Source organism: Pseudoalteromonas sp. KG3, assembly GCF_030436385.1.
GTDB classification, from domain to species: domain Bacteria; phylum Pseudomonadota; class Gammaproteobacteria; order Enterobacterales; family Alteromonadaceae; genus Pseudoalteromonas; species Pseudoalteromonas prydzensis.
The window spans coordinates 1,920,880-1,937,509 of sequence record NZ_CP098523.1; the positions used below are offsets into that span (position 1 = coordinate 1,920,880).

8 protein-coding genes and 3 rRNA genes are annotated in these 16,630 nt (G+C 44.5%); 3 read left to right on the plus strand and 8 right to left on the minus strand.

Annotated features, from left to right (window positions below; all coding sequences use genetic code 11):
* Positions 1 to 122: 122 nt before the first annotated feature.
* Entirely contained in the window at positions 123 to 4,007 is a 3,885-nt protein-coding gene (gene purL / locus NDQ71_RS09090) for a phosphoribosylformylglycinamidine synthase (RefSeq protein WP_301562632.1), read from the minus strand.
* 241 nt (positions 4,008 to 4,248) lie between these two features.
* Here purL and mltF point away from each other — a divergent pair, with 241 nt between their 5' ends.
* Positions 4,249 to 5,769, plus strand: a complete 1,521-nt coding sequence (gene mltF / locus NDQ71_RS09095) for a membrane-bound lytic murein transglycosylase MltF (protein WP_064668036.1) — start codon at positions 4,249 to 4,251, stop codon at positions 5,767 to 5,769.
* Between the two features lie 134 nt (positions 5,770 to 5,903).
* Positions 5,904 to 6,071, plus strand: coding sequence for a hypothetical protein (locus NDQ71_RS09100; RefSeq protein WP_167542981.1), 168 nt, complete (start codon positions 5,904 to 5,906; stop codon positions 6,069 to 6,071).
* On the opposite strand, the gene tadA is transcribed toward NDQ71_RS09100, so the two are convergent.
* On the minus strand, positions 6,068 to 6,571 hold the full coding sequence (tadA, locus tag NDQ71_RS09105) for a tRNA adenosine(34) deaminase TadA (RefSeq protein WP_064668037.1): 504 nt from the start codon (positions 6,569 to 6,571) through the stop codon (positions 6,068 to 6,070). The genes NDQ71_RS09100 and tadA overlap by 4 nt on opposite strands.
* 179 nt (positions 6,572 to 6,750) lie before the next feature.
* Between tadA and NDQ71_RS09110 the strand changes: the two genes are divergently transcribed.
* Entirely contained in the window at positions 6,751 to 8,055 is a 1,305-nt protein-coding gene (locus NDQ71_RS09110; protein ID WP_192541808.1) for an inosine/guanosine kinase, read from the plus strand.
* A 14-nt stretch (positions 8,056 to 8,069) separates the two neighbouring features.
* On the opposite strand, the gene glsB is transcribed toward NDQ71_RS09110, so the two are convergent.
* The 6 genes from glsB to rph form a co-directional block, all read right to left on the minus strand.
* Positions 8,070 to 8,993, minus strand: a complete 924-nt coding sequence (gene glsB / locus NDQ71_RS09115; RefSeq protein ID WP_192541807.1) for a glutaminase B — start codon at positions 8,991 to 8,993, stop codon at positions 8,070 to 8,072.
* 361 nt (positions 8,994 to 9,354) lie between these two features.
* A 5S ribosomal RNA gene (gene rrf / locus NDQ71_RS09120) occupies positions 9,355 to 9,469 on the minus strand.
* 204 nt (positions 9,470 to 9,673) lie between these two features.
* Positions 9,674 to 12,662: ribosomal RNA gene (locus NDQ71_RS09125) — 23S ribosomal RNA — on the minus strand.
* Between the two features lie 442 nt (positions 12,663 to 13,104).
* Positions 13,105 to 14,646, minus strand: a 16S ribosomal RNA gene (locus NDQ71_RS09130).
* Together the 16S, 23S and 5S rRNA genes form the textbook arrangement of a ribosomal RNA operon.
* A 591-nt stretch (positions 14,647 to 15,237) precedes the next feature.
* Complete coding sequence (gene pyrE, locus NDQ71_RS09135; RefSeq protein ID WP_064667927.1) at positions 15,238 to 15,882, minus strand: orotate phosphoribosyltransferase; 645 nt, start codon at positions 15,880 to 15,882, stop codon at positions 15,238 to 15,240.
* 22 nt (positions 15,883 to 15,904) lie between these two features.
* Complete coding sequence (rph, locus tag NDQ71_RS09140) at positions 15,905 to 16,618, minus strand: ribonuclease PH (RefSeq protein ID WP_192543187.1); 714 nt, start codon at positions 16,616 to 16,618, stop codon at positions 15,905 to 15,907.
* Between the last annotated feature and the right edge of the window lie 12 nt (positions 16,619 to 16,630).

The window sequence follows — 16,630 nt, forward strand, 5'->3', positions numbered from 1 at the left end:
CCTTTGACCTTTGACCTTTGACCTTTGACCTTTGACCTTTGACCAGCATAAACAAAAAAGGCTGCACATTGCAGCCTTTTATTTTACAACTAGATCATGAATCCAGTGTGTATAAATGAAGTTTAACCGACATTTTTACGTGCGTTACGGAACATACGCATCCATGGGCTATCTTCACGCCACTCATCTGGGTGCCAAGAGTTAGCAACCGCACGGAATACACGTTCAGGGTGTGGCATCATTACAGTAGCACGACCATCAGCTGACGTTATACCTGTGATACCTTCTGGCGAGCCGTTCGGGTTAGCAGGGTATTGTGTTGTCGGGTTACCGTAGTTATCAACAAACTTAACCGCTACAGTACCTGACTCAAGCGCTGCTTTCACTGCTGCATCATTTGCAAACTCAGCATGACCTTCACCGTGAGATACAGCGATAGGCATACGAGATCCCGCCATACCGTTGAAGAATACTGATGGATTTTCTTGTACTTCAACTAAGCTAAAGCGTGCTTCAAAACGCTCAGACTTGTTCGTAACAAAACGTGGCCAATGCTCAGTACCAGGGATCAACTCTTTTAATGTTGATAACATCTGACAGCCGTTACACACACCTAAACTGAATGAGTCTTGACGCTCAAAGAAGCTTTGGAACTGATCACGTGCCATATCATTAAACAAGATTGATTTAGCCCAACCTTCACCAGCACCTAATACGTCACCGTAAGAGAAGCCACCACAGGCTACTAAGCCTTTAAATTCTTCAAGGCTTAAACGCCCTTCCAGAATATCGCTCATGTGTACATCAACCGCAGCAAAACCTGCACGGTTAAATGCCGCAGCCATTTCTAGATGCGAGTTAACACCTTGCTCACGCAAAATAGCCATTTTAGGCTTAGCGCCTGTAGCAATATAAGGTGCAGCGACATCTTCGTTTAAGTCAAAGTTTAGTTTAACGTTCAGACCAGGGTCTTTAGCATCAAACTTGGCATCAAACTCTTGCTTAGCACAATCAGGGTTATCACGACGTGCTTGCATTTGGTACGTAGTCTCAGCCCAAATAGTACGAAGCTCAGTACGTGTATTGCTAAGAACAGTGTTACCTGCACGATTAAATACCACTGTGTCATCGCTATTTAATGTACCAATTGCATGGCTAATTGCTGCAATGCCGTGCTCAGCAAACACAGCGTTTACAGCGTCTAAATCGCTATTAGCAACTTGAATTACAGCGCCAAGCTCTTCGTTATAAAGTACTTCAATATCTGAACCAGTCAAACCATCAAGGTCAATGGTTACACCGGTATGACCTGCAAAAGCCATTTCAGCAACTGCAGTGAACAAACCACCGTCTGAACGGTCGTGATAAGCGAGTAACTTGTTATCAGCAACTAACGCTTGCATCGCGTTGTAGAAGCCTTTTAGTAATTCAGGGCTATCAACATCAGGGGTTACATCACCTAGCTGCTTATAAACTTGCGCTAAGCTTGATGCACCCATACGGTTTTTGCCAGCACCTAAATCAACCAAGATCAGTGATGTTTCACCTTTATCTGTACGTAACTGAGGGGTAACTGTTTTGCGCACATCTTCAACTCGGCCAAATGCAGTGATGATTAATGAAAGCGGTGCAGTAACAGATTTCTGTTCGCCATTTTCATCCCATTGGGTTTTCATCGACATAGAGTCTTTACCCACTGGAACTGTTAAACCTAATGCAGGACAAAGCTCTTCACCAACGGCTTTAACCGCTTCGTAAAGACCAGCATCTTCACCTGGGTGACCCGCTGCTGCCATCCAGTTAGCTGATAACTTAATGTTTTCTAAGCCGCCAATATTTGCACAGGCAATATTAGTTAACGACTCAGCCACAGCTAAACGAGCAGAAGCACCATAATTAAGTAGTGCCGCAGGCGTACGTTCACCCAGTGACATTGCTTCACCATGGTAAGTATCATAAGTTGCAGCTGTTACTGCACAGTTAGCAACTGGCACCTGCCAAGGACCAACCATTTGGTCGCGCGCAACTAAACCGGTTACAGAGCGGTCACCAATGGTGATCAAGAAGGTTTTTTCAGCGATTGTAGGCAAACGTAATAAACGCTCTGCAGCTTCTGCGATATCAATTTTTGTTGTATCTAGCGCGTCGCTATTAGCTTTTAAAGAATACGCTTCGCGGTGCATTTTCGGTGCTTTACCTAATAATACATCCAGAGGTAAATCAACTGGGTTATTATCAAAATGGCTATCAGCAACTGTTAAGTGGCGCTCTTCTGTAGCTTCACCAATTACCGCATATTGCGCACGCTCACGCTTACAAATTGCTTCAAAGCGGTCAAAATCTTCTACGGCGACTGCAAGTACATAACGCTCTTGTGATTCGTTACACCAAATCTCATGAGGCGCCATACCTGGTTCATCGTTAGGAATATCGCGCAGTTGGAACTTACCACCACGACCACCATCATTAACAAGCTCAGGGAAAGCATTTGATAAACCACCTGCACCCACATCGTGGATAAACGCGATTGGGTTAGCATCACCTAACTGCCAACATTTATCGATTACTTCCTGGCAACGACGTTCCATTTCAGGGTTCTCACGTTGTACCGAAGCAAAATCTAAATCTTCATTTGATTGACCCGATGCCATTGATGAAGCGGCGCCGCCACCTAAACCAATGTTCATTGCAGGGCCACCCAGTGCAATCAGCTTAGCGCCAACGGGAATATCACCCTTTTGTACATGATCAGTACGAATATTACCTAAGCCACCGGCAAGCATGATCGGCTTATGGTAACCACGAACTTCAACACCATTATGACTATTTACTTGTTCTTCATAAGTACGGAAATAGCCTAACAAGTTAGGACGACCAAACTCATTGTTAAATGCTGCGCCGCCTAGTGGGCCATCGATCATAATATCAAGTGCGTTAACAATACGGCCTGGTTTTCCAAAATCAGTTTCCCATGGTTGCTCGTAGCCTGGAATACGTAGATTCGATACAGTAAAACCAACTAAACCCGCTTTTGGCTTAGAGCCACGGCCCGTTGCACCTTCATCACGAATTTCACCACCAGAACCGGTTGCCGCACCAGAGAATGGCGCAATTGCAGTTGGGTGATTATGGGTTTCAACTTTCATCAGGATTTCAATGTTCTCTTGATGATAAGCGTATTCGCCTTCAGCATTTGGGAAGAAACGACCTGCTTTAGAGCCTTTCATTACCGCTGCGTTATCTTTATAAGCTGATAACACATTCTCAGGGTTTAGCTCATAGGTATTTTTTATCATTTTGAACAGAGATTTAGGCTGTTCAATTCCGTCAATTGTCCAATCAGCATTAAAGATTTTATGGCGACAATGTTCAGAGTTTGCTTGTGCAAACATAAATAATTCGATGTCGTTCGGGTTGCGCCCTAACTTTTGGAAGTTTTCTACCAAGTAATCAATTTCGTCATCCGCCAGTGCAAAGCCTTGCTCAACGTTTGCTGTAGCGAGAGCTTCTCGACCACCACCTAAAATATCAACAGATGACATTTTGCCTGGAGCGTCAGTGCGGAATAACTTGCCAGCATCGTCCATTGTGCTGTGTGTCGCTTCGGTCATACGGTCATGTAATAAAGCAGCAACTTCAGTTAATTGCTCGGCGCTTAAGTCACCTTCAACGTAGTAAGCAATACCACGCTCTACACGGTGCACTTGTGCTAAGCCACAGTTATGAGCAATATCCGTCGCCTTTGAAGCCCATGGTGAAATAGTGCCAGGGCGTGGCGTTACTAACACTAAAGTGCCTGCAGGTGTATGTTCGGCAATCGTTGGACCATAGGTAAGTAACTTCTCAAGCTTAGTTTGCTCGTCACTTGACAGCTGTGCTGTTAAATCAGCAAAGTGCGCATACTCAGCGTATACGTTAGTAACTGGAAGTTGCGCCTGTTGGCAACGGGCTAAAATTTTCTGAACTCTAAAATCGGAAAGTGCTGGTGCACCACGAAGGATCAACATAGGTATTTTCATCCGGGGTTAGGGATTGAACGATATTTTAGGCGCGTATTATATACTCAAGTAACTCGGAAATACAGGATCGGGGGGGAATTAAAATTGTTTAAAGCCAACAGTTAGTTAAGATGTTTGCTGTTTACAGTGGCTTAAGTTGTCGTGACAAAACAGCACTTAAAACCAATCGCCAAGTGACGGCGTCGAAAAGTTTTGATATAAGGGAGTAGTAGCATTCAAGGGGCGCAGTATGTTTAAACAAAAGCTAATAACAATCATTACGTTAGTAATGCTTTTATGTGCCTGCGATATGCAGCAACAACAATCTCAACTGAGTCATATTAAAGCTCAAAATAAAATAAGAGTAGGTACTTTAGCTGGCGCGAGTAATTATTATCAAGCGGTGCAAGGCGAGCAAGGTTTTGAATATGAGCTAGCGCAAGAGTTTGCCGATCACTTAGGTGTTGAGCTTGAAATGGTGCCGTTTTTTAACTTATCCGATATGTTTTCACGTTTAGACAACGGTGATTTAGACTTAATTGCATCTGGCCTAACCTATAATAAAGCCCGAGCACAAAATTATCGATTTGGTCCGACTTACCGCACTATTAGTCAAAAGTTGGTTTATAAACAAGGTAGAGTTAGACCACGTGATTTTGATGATCTAACAGATAATCTCACCGTATTGGCCAAAAGTAGTCACTCACTAGCCCTACAACAGCTAAAGCAAACTCACCCTGATTTAACTTGGCACGAAACAGAAGATTTAGATGAAGAAGAGCTATTACAAGCAGTGATCGATGGCGAAATTGATTACACCCTAGCAGACTCCCATACACTATCTTTATTTCGTCGTTATCACCCCAATCTAAGCATCGGCTTTTCAGTCACACGCAACGACCCTATCGCATGGTTACTTCGTAAAGATGGCGATGATTCGCTCTATGCGCTAATGGTGCCATTTTTCGGTGAAGTAAAACAAAGTAACCAACTCTACGTACTTGAAGAAAAGTACTTTGGTCATGTACGTCAGTTTAATTACGTAAATACCCTTGCCTATATTGAAGCAATTAAAGAAACCTTACCAAAATACCAACCTTGGTTTGAGCAATATGCTGGTAGCCTAGATTGGCGACTACTTGCAGCTTTAAGTTATCAAGAATCAATGTGGAATCCACGAGCAAAATCGCCAACTGGCGTACGTGGTATTATGATGCTCACTCTCGATACAGCCAAGCAAGTAGGTGTCACTAACCGTTTAGCGCCAGAGCAGAACATCAAAGGCGGCGCTGAATATTTAATGAAACTAGAAAAGCGTATTCCTGATCGTGTGCCACAGCCGGATCGCACTTGGCTGGCATTGGCTTCATACAATATTGGTTGGGGTCATGTGAACGACGCACGGATCATCACCGAGCAACAAGGCGCAAGCCCTGATAAATGGGCCGATGTAAAAAAACGCCTGCCGTTATTAATCAAAAAGAGATACTACCGAAAAACCAAATATGGCTATTCACGCGGTGATGTTGCGGTGCAATACGTTGATAATATTCGCCGTTATTACGACGCGCTGGTATGGCTCGATGAAAATGATGCGATCAGCACACCGACCACGGAACCCGATGAGGCTGAACAAATAGCTCAACCTGCGGCTCAAGCTGCTGAGATTAAAAATCAAAAGCCTGCCACAATACAAACCACGCTCTCCCCAACAAAAGATGACAGTATAGATGAGCTGTCACCGTCAAAAAAAGATAACGGCGAACAATAAAAATAACTTTAAATGCGATAGGTACTCGCAAACTAAAATATCTATTTACTTGTCATCAAATGATCACTACTGTGTAGTATCAAGTATATAATTAACTTATATCTTTTCTCACTCTCACATTTTCAGGAGCAACCATGTTAAAACGTCGGCGTACTCATTCGTTCAAACGCAACGTGATTTATTCATCATCCACACGCCGCAGAATCATGCTGCGTAATTTACATAAAAAAGTTATTTGGCGCCGTCGTATGTTTGCGATGCAGCAAATGGCAGAATTAAGTACAGCTACGCCTGTAGGTTAAGCCTTCAGGTCGCGCTGCGCTTGTTTTTTAGCTTTGATCTCTTGGCGGCGACGTTTAAAGAAGTCTGAAATTGTTTGTCCACATAATTCACTTAATACCCCAGCTTCTACATCAACTTGATGATTTAACCTTGAATCTTGCAATAAATTCATTATTGAACCCGCAGAGCCTGTTTTTTCATCCGCAGCACCAAACACTAGCCGCTTAATACGACTGTGTACCAGTAAACCCGCGCACATTGAGCACGGCTCCAACGTGACATACAGCGTACAATCGATTAAGCGATAATTATTAAGTGCCTTACCACCTTCGCGAATTGCTATCATCTCAGCGTGAGCAGAAGGGTCATTATCTGTAATTGAACGATTATACCCAGCTGCAATCAACTGGTTATTTTTAACTAGCACTGCCCCCACAGGAATTTCATCCAATTGTTCAGCCTTGTGGGCGTACTCAAGTGCTTTTGCCATCCAATATTGATCATCAAATTGCTCGGTCATCAACTTACCTTTTAACTAATTATTGTTTAATTATACTCACTTAGGCGATTAAAACGCTAAACATAGTACTTAGTGATAAAAATAAACCAAATTAAAGCAGCTTTTACATGGCTCACCCTAGGTGATATACGCTATAATCTCCCGCTTTTTTTATTTAGCTCACAACACACGGGTAGCAAATGAAATTTCCTGGACGCCGCAGGCATAAACATTATTTTCCAGTGGAAGCCAAAGATCCACTAACAAATCAACTTAACGCCAGTGATCGGTTACAGCGCAGCTATATTACCGGGATCGATCAAATCGTGGTTGATATAGAAGCTAAAGTTGATCAAGCTTTTCTTGATGAATTTCAGCTGCGTAGAGGTATGTCGCAGGTTATTAATAATGATATTACCAATGCATTATATGACCGCTTAAAACTCAACGATATGGTCGACTATGAGTTTGCCGGTGGCACCATTGGTAACACGATGCACAATTATTCAGTGCTTGCTGATGATCGCTCAGTGCTACTTGGTGTAATGAGTGAAAACATTAAAATTGGTAGCTACGCTTATCGCTTTTTATGTAACACCTCCAGCCGTGTAGATTTAGATTATTTGCAACCTGTCGATGGCCCTATTGGCCGCTGCTTCACTTTAATTGATGATACCGGCGAGCGTACCTTTGCAATTAGCGCCGGGCTGATGAATCATTTACGCCCTGAATCAATTGATAAAGAGCTAATAGAAAACTCATCAGCTTTAGTGATCAGCGCTTACTTAATGCGTACACAAGGTTCTGAGACGATGACCGAAGCAACTATGCAAGCGGTCAAATATGCTAATGATGCTGACGTGCCAGTAGTATTAACGCTTGGCACTAAATTCCTAATCGAGCAAGATCCAACCTGGTGGGCAGAGTTTGTTGCTAAGCATGTTGATATTTTAGCGATGAATGAAGAAGAAGGGCTAGCAATCACAGGTTTTGAAGATCCACTACTGGCTGCAGATAAAGCGCTAGATTGGGTCGATTTAGTGATCTGCACAGCAGGTGAAAAAGGCTTATTTATGGCAGGCTTTGTTGACGAGCAATTTAAACGGGAAACTGAATACCCGTTATTACCTGGTGCAATAGCTGACTTTAACCGCTATGAATTCTCTCGCGCTATGCGCAAAGCCGATTGCGAAATGCCAATCCGCGCTTACAGTCACACCGCCCCTTTCATGGGTGGCCCTGACTCAATTAAAAATACCAATGGCGCCGGTGATTGTGCATTAGCAGCAGTGTTACATGACCTATCAGCCAACGTTTATCACAAGCTCAATGTGGGTAACTCGGCCAAACACCAACAACCTGCAATGACCTATTCATCATTGGCACAGATCAGTAAATATGCCAACCGTGCAAGCTATGAAGTATTAGTACAACATTCACCTCGCTTATCGCGTGGTTTACCTGAGCGTGAAGATTGCTTAGAACAAGTCTACTGGGAACAGTAGACTTACCTTATCAATTAAAAGATAGAAATATCGAGCTTTTTAGATAGCAGCTCCAGGGCTGCTATCCCTGCCACTGAATTACCGTATGAATTCAACCCAGGCGAATACACCGCCACGGTAAATTTACCTGGTAGCACAGCCAAAATGGTGCCCGACACACCTGATTTACCCGGCATCCCCACTCGGTAACCAAAATCACCTGCAGCATCATATAAACCACTGGTAAATAACAAAGAGTTTAACTGTTTAGTTTGCAAGCTGGAAAGCACTCGCTTATCACTCAAATGGCAAAGACCTTTATTCGCCAAAAAATTATACGCTTTAGCTAATTCAACACAGTTAAGCTCTATTGCACAAAAATTAAAATAAGCCCACAGCACATCATCAACTTCATTATGAAAATTGCCAAACGACTTCATCAAATGCCCCATAGCAGCATTACGATGGCGAAATTCATATTCAGAATTGGCAACTTTTTTATCAATCACGATTGTTTTATTACCTGACAAAGTTCGAAAAGCTTCAAGCATTGAATGCATAGGTGCTGACAAACGACTGTATAACGCATCACAGGTCACAATAGCGCCAGCATTTATAAACGGATTACGTGGTACACCTTTTTCAAACTCAAGCTGTGTCAGCGAGTTAAACGCCGTACCAGAAGGCTCTTTGCCTACCCGTTGCCATAGTTCATCCCCATAACGCTGTAAGGCAAGTGTCAATGTCATCACTTTTGATACAGACTGAATAGTAAAACGCTGAGTACACTCACCTGCACAAAAGGTCTGTCCATCCGTTGTGTAGATAGCAATGGAAAATTGATTGGCATCAACCTCAGCTAGCGCGGGGATATAATCAGCCACTTTCCCCTGAGATAGCAATGGTTGAACTTCAGCGGTAATTTCATTTAAGACATGTTGGTAATCAGAGTTAGCCAATATCGTCCTCACTCTCTATGTTGATAAAAACAAAATTCTAACACGATAGTTGGGATCAGTTGATGCCATTTGTAGATAAAGTTTTGCGGGTTTCGGGTTTCGGGTTTCGGGTTTCGGGTTTCGGGTTTCGGGTTTCGGGTTTCGGGTTTTTCAAGATTAAAATGCAAGAGAGTTAAAAGGGCAAGCTGTATGATTACGCTCTGAGGAGTTCGTGGCGTTCTTTTATCCGTGGGTGTCAGATACTCAACCCCCGCTACGGTGTCTAGGTTGACGCTGTACGACTGAAAGCTGTGCGGCTGACGTGACTGCTTAGAATACAAAAAACCCGTCACATAGCTGTAACGGGTTTCTTTAATTTGGAGCCTGGCGATGACCTACTTTCACATAACAAATGCTACACTATCATCGGCGCTGTTTCGTTTCACTACTGAGTTCGGCATGGGGTCAGGTGGGTCCAAAACGCTATTGTCACCAAGCAAATTTGGTGTAAGTTCGATTTAATCAAACTTACTAAAATTTGGAATTTCTGATAATAAAAAGTCTTCAGTAATCTACTTTAGTTCTATTAACTTCTGCGCTTAAACTATCACATAAAAATCTGTCTGGAACAGATTTTAACGCACGTAGTGCGGCTTTAGTAATTTACATGGACGTAAATTATAAAACGCGTTTGGCGTTGTATGGTTAAGCCTCACGGGTAATTAGTACAAGTTAGCTTAACATATCACTATGCTTCCACATCTTGCCTATCAACGTTGTAGTCTTCAACGGCCCTTCAGAGACTTTAAAAGTCTAGTGAGAACTCATCTCGAGGCCTGCTTCGCGCTTAGATGCTTTCAGCGCTTATCAGTTCCGAACGTAGCTACCGGGCAATGCCATTGGCATGACAACCCGAACACCAGCGGTTCGTTCACTCCGGTCCTCTCGTACTAGGAGCAACCCCTCTCAATTCTCAAACGCCCACGGCAGATAGGGACCGAACTGTCTCACGACGTTCTAAACCCAGCTCGCGTACCACTTTAAATGGCGAACAGCCATACCCTTGGGACCGACTTCAGCCCCAGGATGTGATGAGCCGACATCGAGGTGCCAAACACCGCCGTCGATATGAACTCTTGGGCGGTATCAGCCTGTTATCCCCGGAGTACCTTTTATCCGTTGAGCGATGGCCCTTCCATTCAGAACCACCGGATCACTATGACCTACTTTCGTACCTGCTCGACGTGTCTGTCTCGCAGTTAAGCTGGCTTCTACCATTACACTAACCGTACGATGTCCGACCGTACTTAGCCAACCTTCGTGCTCCTCCGTTACTCTTTGGGAGGAGACCGCCCCAGTCAAACTACCCACCAGGCACTGTCCGTAACCCCGATTCAGGGGCCAACGTTAGAACATCAAAACTACAAGGGTGGTATTTCAAGGACGACTCCACAAAAACTAGCGTCTCTGCTTCTTAGTCTCCCACCTATCCTACACATGTAGGTTCAATGTTCAGTGCCAAGCTGTAGTAAAGGTTCACGGGGTCTTTCCGTCTAGCCGCGGGTACACAGCATCTTCACTGCGATTTCAATTTCACTGAGTCTCGGGTGGAGACAGCGTGGCCATGGTTACACCATTCGTGCAGGTCGGAACTTACCCGACAAGGAATTTCGCTACCTTAGGACCGTTATAGTTACGGCCGCCGTTTACCGGGGCTTCGATCAAGAGCTTCGTCCGAAAACTAACCCCATCAATTAACCTTCCGGCACCGGGCAGGTGTCACACCGTATACGTCATCTTGCGATTTTGCACAGTGCTGTGTTTTTAATAAACAGTCCCAGCCACCTGGTCACTGCGGCTCCCGTCCGCTTAGAGAGCAAGTCTCATCACAGATAGGAGCGTACCTTCTCCCGAAGTTACGGTACGATTTTGCCTAGTTCCTTCACCCGAGTTCTCTCAAGCGCCTTAGTATTCTCTACCTGACCACCTGTGTCGGTTTGGGGTACGATTCGGTATAATCTGAAGCTTAGAGGCTTTTCCTGGAAGTATGGCATCAGCAACTTCATCACCTTAGTGACTCGTCTCGTGTCTCAGCCTAACAGCAACCCGGATTTACCTAAGTCGCTAGCCTACTCACTTTCACATGGACTACCAACGCCATGCTTGCTTAGCCTGCTCCGTCCCCCCATCGCAATTATACCAAGTACGGAAATATTAATCCGTTTCCCATCGACTACGCCTTTCGGCCTCGCCTTAGGGGTCGACTTACCCTACCCTGATTAACATGGGATAGGAACCCTTGGTCTTCCGGCGTGCGGGTTTTTCACCCGCATTATCGTTACTCATGTCAGCATTCGCACTTCTGATACGTCCAGCATACCTCCCGGTACACCTTCAACCGCTTACAGAACGCTCCCCTACCACTTGAGCATACCCCGAAACTATCTTTTATCATCACCGACTCACGTTCGGGTGACGCTTGAACGTTGTGCGCTTCGCGCTGTCAACGTTAATCAAAATAGCTTGGGTGGTATGCTCAAATCCGCAGCTTCGGTGCATAGTTTAGCCCCGTTACATCTTCCGCGCAGACCGACTCGACCAGTGAGCTATTACGCTTTCTTTAAAGGATGGCTGCTTCTAAGCCAACCTCCTGGCTGTCTGGGCCTTTCCACATCGTTTCCCACTTAACTATGACTTTGGGACCTTAGCTGGCGGTCTGGGTTGTTTCCCTCTTCACGACGGACGTTAGCACCCGCCGTGTGTCTCCCGGATAGTACTTTACGGTATTCGGAGTTTGCAAAGGGTTGGTAAGTCGGGATGACCCCCTAGCCTTAACAGTGCTCTACCCCCGTAAGTATTCGTCCGAGGCTCTACCTAAATAGATTTCGGGGAGAACCAGCTATCTCCCGGTTTGATTAGCCTTTCACTCCTAGCCACAGGTCATCCCCTAACTTTTCAACGTTAGTGGGTTCGGTCCTCCAGTTGATGTTACTCAACCTTCAACCTGCCCATGGCTAGATCACCGGGTTTCGGGTCTATACCTTGCAACTATTCGCCCAGTTAAGACTCGGTTTCCCTACGGCTACCCTAATCGGTTAACCTCGCTACAAAATATAAGTCGCTGACCCATTATACAAAAGGTACGCAGTCACAGAACAAGTCTGCTCCTACTGCTTGTACGTACACGGTTTCAGGTTCTATTTCACTCCCCTCACAGGGGTTCTTTTCGCCTTTCCCTCACGGTACTGGTTCACTATCGGTCAGTTGGGAGTATTTAGCCTTAGATGATGGTCCACCTATATTCAGTCAAAGTTTCACGTGCTCCGACCTACTCGATTTCACTTAAAATGTCTTTTCATGTACGGGACTATCACCCTGTATCGTGGCACTTTCCAGAGCCTTCCATTAACACATAATAAGCTTAAGGGCTGTTCCGGTTTCGCTCGCCGCTACTTCCGGAATCTCGGTTGATTTCTTTTCCTACGGGTACTTAGATGTTTCAGTTCTCCGCGTTCGCCTCGTTAACCTATGTATTCAGTTAACGATACCTGCAAGCAGGTGGGTTTCCCCATTCGGAAATCCTAGTCTCAAGTGCTTTTTACTAGCTTGACTAGGCTTATCGCAAGTTAATACGTCCTTCATCGCCTCCAACTGCCAAGGCATCCACCGTGTACGCTTAGTCACTTAACCATACAACCCAAACGGGTCTTGCTTGGTCTTTGCTACTTATGCTGCCTTGCTTTCTATTTTTGCTTGGTTACATAACACGTTATGCGCCCAGCGACAAAAATATTAGCGGCGTTGCCTAAGCATCAAATCCACGTCGCAATACTAAACAATAAAGTTTAGTCATACGTTAGTGACAGTTTAACTTCGCCAGAAGTTAATATTGAATACTAAAGTAGATACCAATCAATCAACTCATAAGAGTTAACTAAATGGCACTGAATGATACTGCTATCATTCTTTTTTACTTTTGAAAACTCTGTACAAATAACACTGTTATTTATACGAATTTTATTATCAGCTTTTCCAAATTTTTAAAGAGCATATTAATTAGTTAAACCCAATGGGCAAAACTAACTAACAATCATCTGTGTGGACACTACGAACAAATAAGTTCTAAATCGTATAAGGAGGTGATCCAGCCCCAGGTTCCCCTAGGGCTACCTTGTTACGACTTCACCCCAGTCATGAATCACTCCGTGGTAAACGTCCTCCCGAGGGTTAGACTATCTACTTCTGGAGCAACCCACTCCCATGGTGTGACGGGCGGTGTGTACAAGGCCCGGGAACGTATTCACCGCGTCATTCTGATACGCGATTACTAGCGATTCCGACTTCATGGAGTCGAGTTGCAGACTCCAATCCGGACTACGACGCACTTTAAGTGATTCGCTTACTCTCGCGAGTTCGCAGCACTCTGTATGCGCCATTGTAGCACGTGTGTAGCCCTACACGTAAGGGCCATGATGACTTGACGTCGTCCCCACCTTCCTCCGGTTTATCACCGGCAGTCTCCTTAGAGTTCTCAGCATTACCTGCTAGCAACTAAGGATAGGGGTTGCGCTCGTTGCGGGACTTAACCCAACATCTCACAACACGAGCTGACGACAGCCATGCAGCACCTGTATCAGAGTTCCCGAAGGCACCAAACTATCTCTAGTAAGTTCTCTGTATGTCAAGTGTAGGTAAGGTTCTTCGCGTTGCATCGAATTAAACCACATGCTCCACCGCTTGTGCGGGCCCCCGTCAATTCATTTGAGTTTTAACCTTGCGGCCGTACTCCCCAGGCGGTCTACTTAATGCGTTAGCTTTGAAAAACAAGTCCGAGGACCCGAGCTTCTAGTAGACATCGTTTACGGCGTGGACTACCAGGGTATCTAATCCTGTTTGCTCCCCACGCTTTCGTACATGAGCGTCAGTGTTGACCCAGGTGGCTGCCTTCGCCATCGGTATTCCTTCAGATCTCTACGCATTTCACCGCTACACCTGAAATTCTACCACCCTCTATCACACTCTAGTTTGCCAGTTCGAAATGCAGTTCCCAGGTTGAGCCCGGGGCTTTCACATCTCGCTTAACAAACCGCCTGCGTACGCTTTACGCCCAGTAATTCCGATTAACGCTCGCACCCTCCGTATTACCGCGGCTGCTGGCACGGAGTTAGCCGGTGCTTCTTCTGTAAGTAACGTCACAGCTAAGCTCTATTAAAACTTAACCTTTCCTCCTTACTGAAAGTGCTTTACAACCCGAAGGCCTTCTTCACACACGCGGCATGGCTGCATCAGGCTTGCGCCCATTGTGCAATATTCCCCACTGCTGCCTCCCGTAGGAGTCTGGGCCGTGTCTCAGTCCCAGTGTGGCTGATCATCCTCTCAAACCAGCTAGGGATCGTCGCCTTGGTAAGCCATTACCTTACCAACTAGCTAATCCCACTTGGGCTAATCTTTTGGCGTGAGGCCCGAAGGTCCCCCACTTTGGTCCGTAGACATCATGCGGTATTAGCAGTCGTTTCCAACTGTTGTCCCCCACCAAAAGGCATATTCCCAAGCATTACTCACCCGTCCGCCGCTCGTCAGCAAAGGTGCAAGCACCTCTCTGTTACCGCTCGACTTGCATGTGTTAGGCCTGCCGCCAGCGTTCAATCTGAGCCATGATCAAACTCTTCAATTAAAAGTTTTTTGTCTTTCGACAGCTCAATGAATTCTGAATTATTTAATATCTTTCGATATTGAATTGACTGTGCAGCAATAAATAAATTTATTGCTGTTGGTCACTCAGTTCAATTGAGACTCTAAATTTGTTTGCGTCATCTAGCGAACTAGAATCTGCTGTTAGAACTCAATCTGTACGAGTGCCCACACAGATGATTGCTTTATATTGTTAAAGAACGTTGCGATTAAAGCGCATTGCTTTATCTCGCTAGGGCTGCGCATGTTACGCTTTCCTATTTTTTTGTCAACACTTAATTTTAAACTTTCTAAAAAATCTAAACTCAAGTTTTACTCGACTTACTAAGTAGCTCATGCCCCGCTATGCGTTGCGCTCTGCCGTCTCAGTGGGGTCGCATTATAGGGAGATCCAAAAACAGATCAACCCTTTTTTGAAGAAAACTTTAAATAAAACACTGTTCGTTCAAAAATCAAACCAAACTCTACAAAAGAGATACTTTTTTAACTTCAAAATAACTTTATGCGGTTATAAAACGCAAAAGCCCGATGAAAATCATCGGGCTTTTGTTGGAAAGCTTTAAGTATACTTAGATTAAGCTATACCATATTGCTCACGATAGGCTTTTACAGAAGCTAAGTGCTCATTCATAGTGCCTTTCGTTTCAAGGTAACTAATAAGATCTGCTAGTTTTACTATTGAAACAACTTTAGTACCAAAGTCACGTTCTACTTCTTGAATCGCAGAAAGCTCAGCTTTACCTTTCTCCTGACGATCAAGTGCTATTAAGACACCACTTAAATCAGCGCCATTTTGCGCAATGATTTCCATTGATTCACGAATAGCAGTACCCGCTGTGATCACGTCATCAACTAACATGATTTTACCTTTCAGCTCAGAACCAACTAATGTGCCGCCTTCGCCGTGTGCTTTCTTCTCTTTACGATTAAAGCAATAAGGCACATCTTTATCGTGATGATCAGCAAGTGCAACTGCAGTGGTTGTTGCAATTGGAATGCCTTTATAAGCTGGACCAAATAAAACATCGTAGTCAATCGCCGCATCTTCTAGGGCTGCAGCATAAAAACGACCAAGACGTGCAAGATCACGACCAGTATTAAACAAGCCAGCATTAAAGAAGTAAGGGCTAGTACGGCCAGATTTTAAGGTAAACTCACCAAACTTTAGCACCTGCTTTTCAAGCGCAAATTCAATAAACTCGATTTGATAATCTTTCATTACTATATAAACCTATTCTTTATTAAGCTAACGCTTGTTTTTGAACGTCAATGATTTCACGGATTGAATACTTAGCAAGAGTTAGTAACTCATCAAGCTCATCAAACGAGAATGGTTCCCCCTCTGCGGTACCTTGAATCTCTATGATTTTACCGGTTTCAGTTAGAATCACATTCATATCAGTTTCAGCGTCAGAATCTTCTAAATATTCTAAGTCTGTAATTGCTTGGCCTTTATAGATACCAACCGAAATTGCCGCGATCATAAATTTAAGTGGGTTTGAATTGATCATCCCCTTACTACGCATATGGGTAAGCGCATCAACTAATGCCACACAAGCACCACTAATAGACGCAGTACGAGTACCGCCATCAGCTTGAATAACATCGCAATCGATAGTGATGGTATTTTCACCTAACGCTTTTAAGTCAACTGCGGCACGCAGAGCACGTGCAATTAAACGTTGAATTTCCATAGTACGACCGCCTTGCTTTCCACGCGCCGCTTCACGACCATTTCGAGTATGGGTTGAGCGCGGCAACATACCGTACTCAGCTGTGATCCATCCTTTACCTTGGCCTTTCATAAAACGCGGTACACCTGATTCAACAGTTGCTGTACAAAGTACTTTAGTGTTACCAAACTCTACCAACACAGAGCCTTCGGCATGCAAAGTGTAGTTACGGGTAAATGTAACCGGTCTAATTTGGTTAGGTGTTCTTTCGCTTGGACGCATTAACGATCCCCT

Bases quoted from the DNA above. Each gene is read 5' to 3' on its own strand.
- purL (WP_301562632.1), bottom strand. From the start codon at position 4,007: ATGTTGATCCTTCGTGGTGCACCAGCACTTTCCGATTTTAGAGTTCAG.
- mltF (WP_064668036.1), top strand. From the start codon at position 4,249: ATGTTTAAACAAAAGCTAATAACAATCATTACGTTAGTAATGCTTTTA.
- NDQ71_RS09100 (WP_167542981.1), top strand. From the start codon at position 5,904: ATGTTAAAACGTCGGCGTACTCATTCGTTCAAACGCAACGTGATTTAT.
- tadA (WP_064668037.1), bottom strand. From the start codon at position 6,571: ATGACCGAGCAATTTGATGATCAATATTGGATGGCAAAAGCACTTGAG.
- NDQ71_RS09110 (WP_192541808.1), top strand. From the start codon at position 6,751: ATGAAATTTCCTGGACGCCGCAGGCATAAACATTATTTTCCAGTGGAA.
- pyrE (WP_064667927.1), bottom strand. From the start codon at position 15,882: ATGAAAGATTATCAAATCGAGTTTATTGAATTTGCGCTTGAAAAGCAG.
- rph (WP_192543187.1), bottom strand. From the start codon at position 16,618: ATGCGTCCAAGCGAAAGAACACCTAACCAAATTAGACCGGTTACATTT.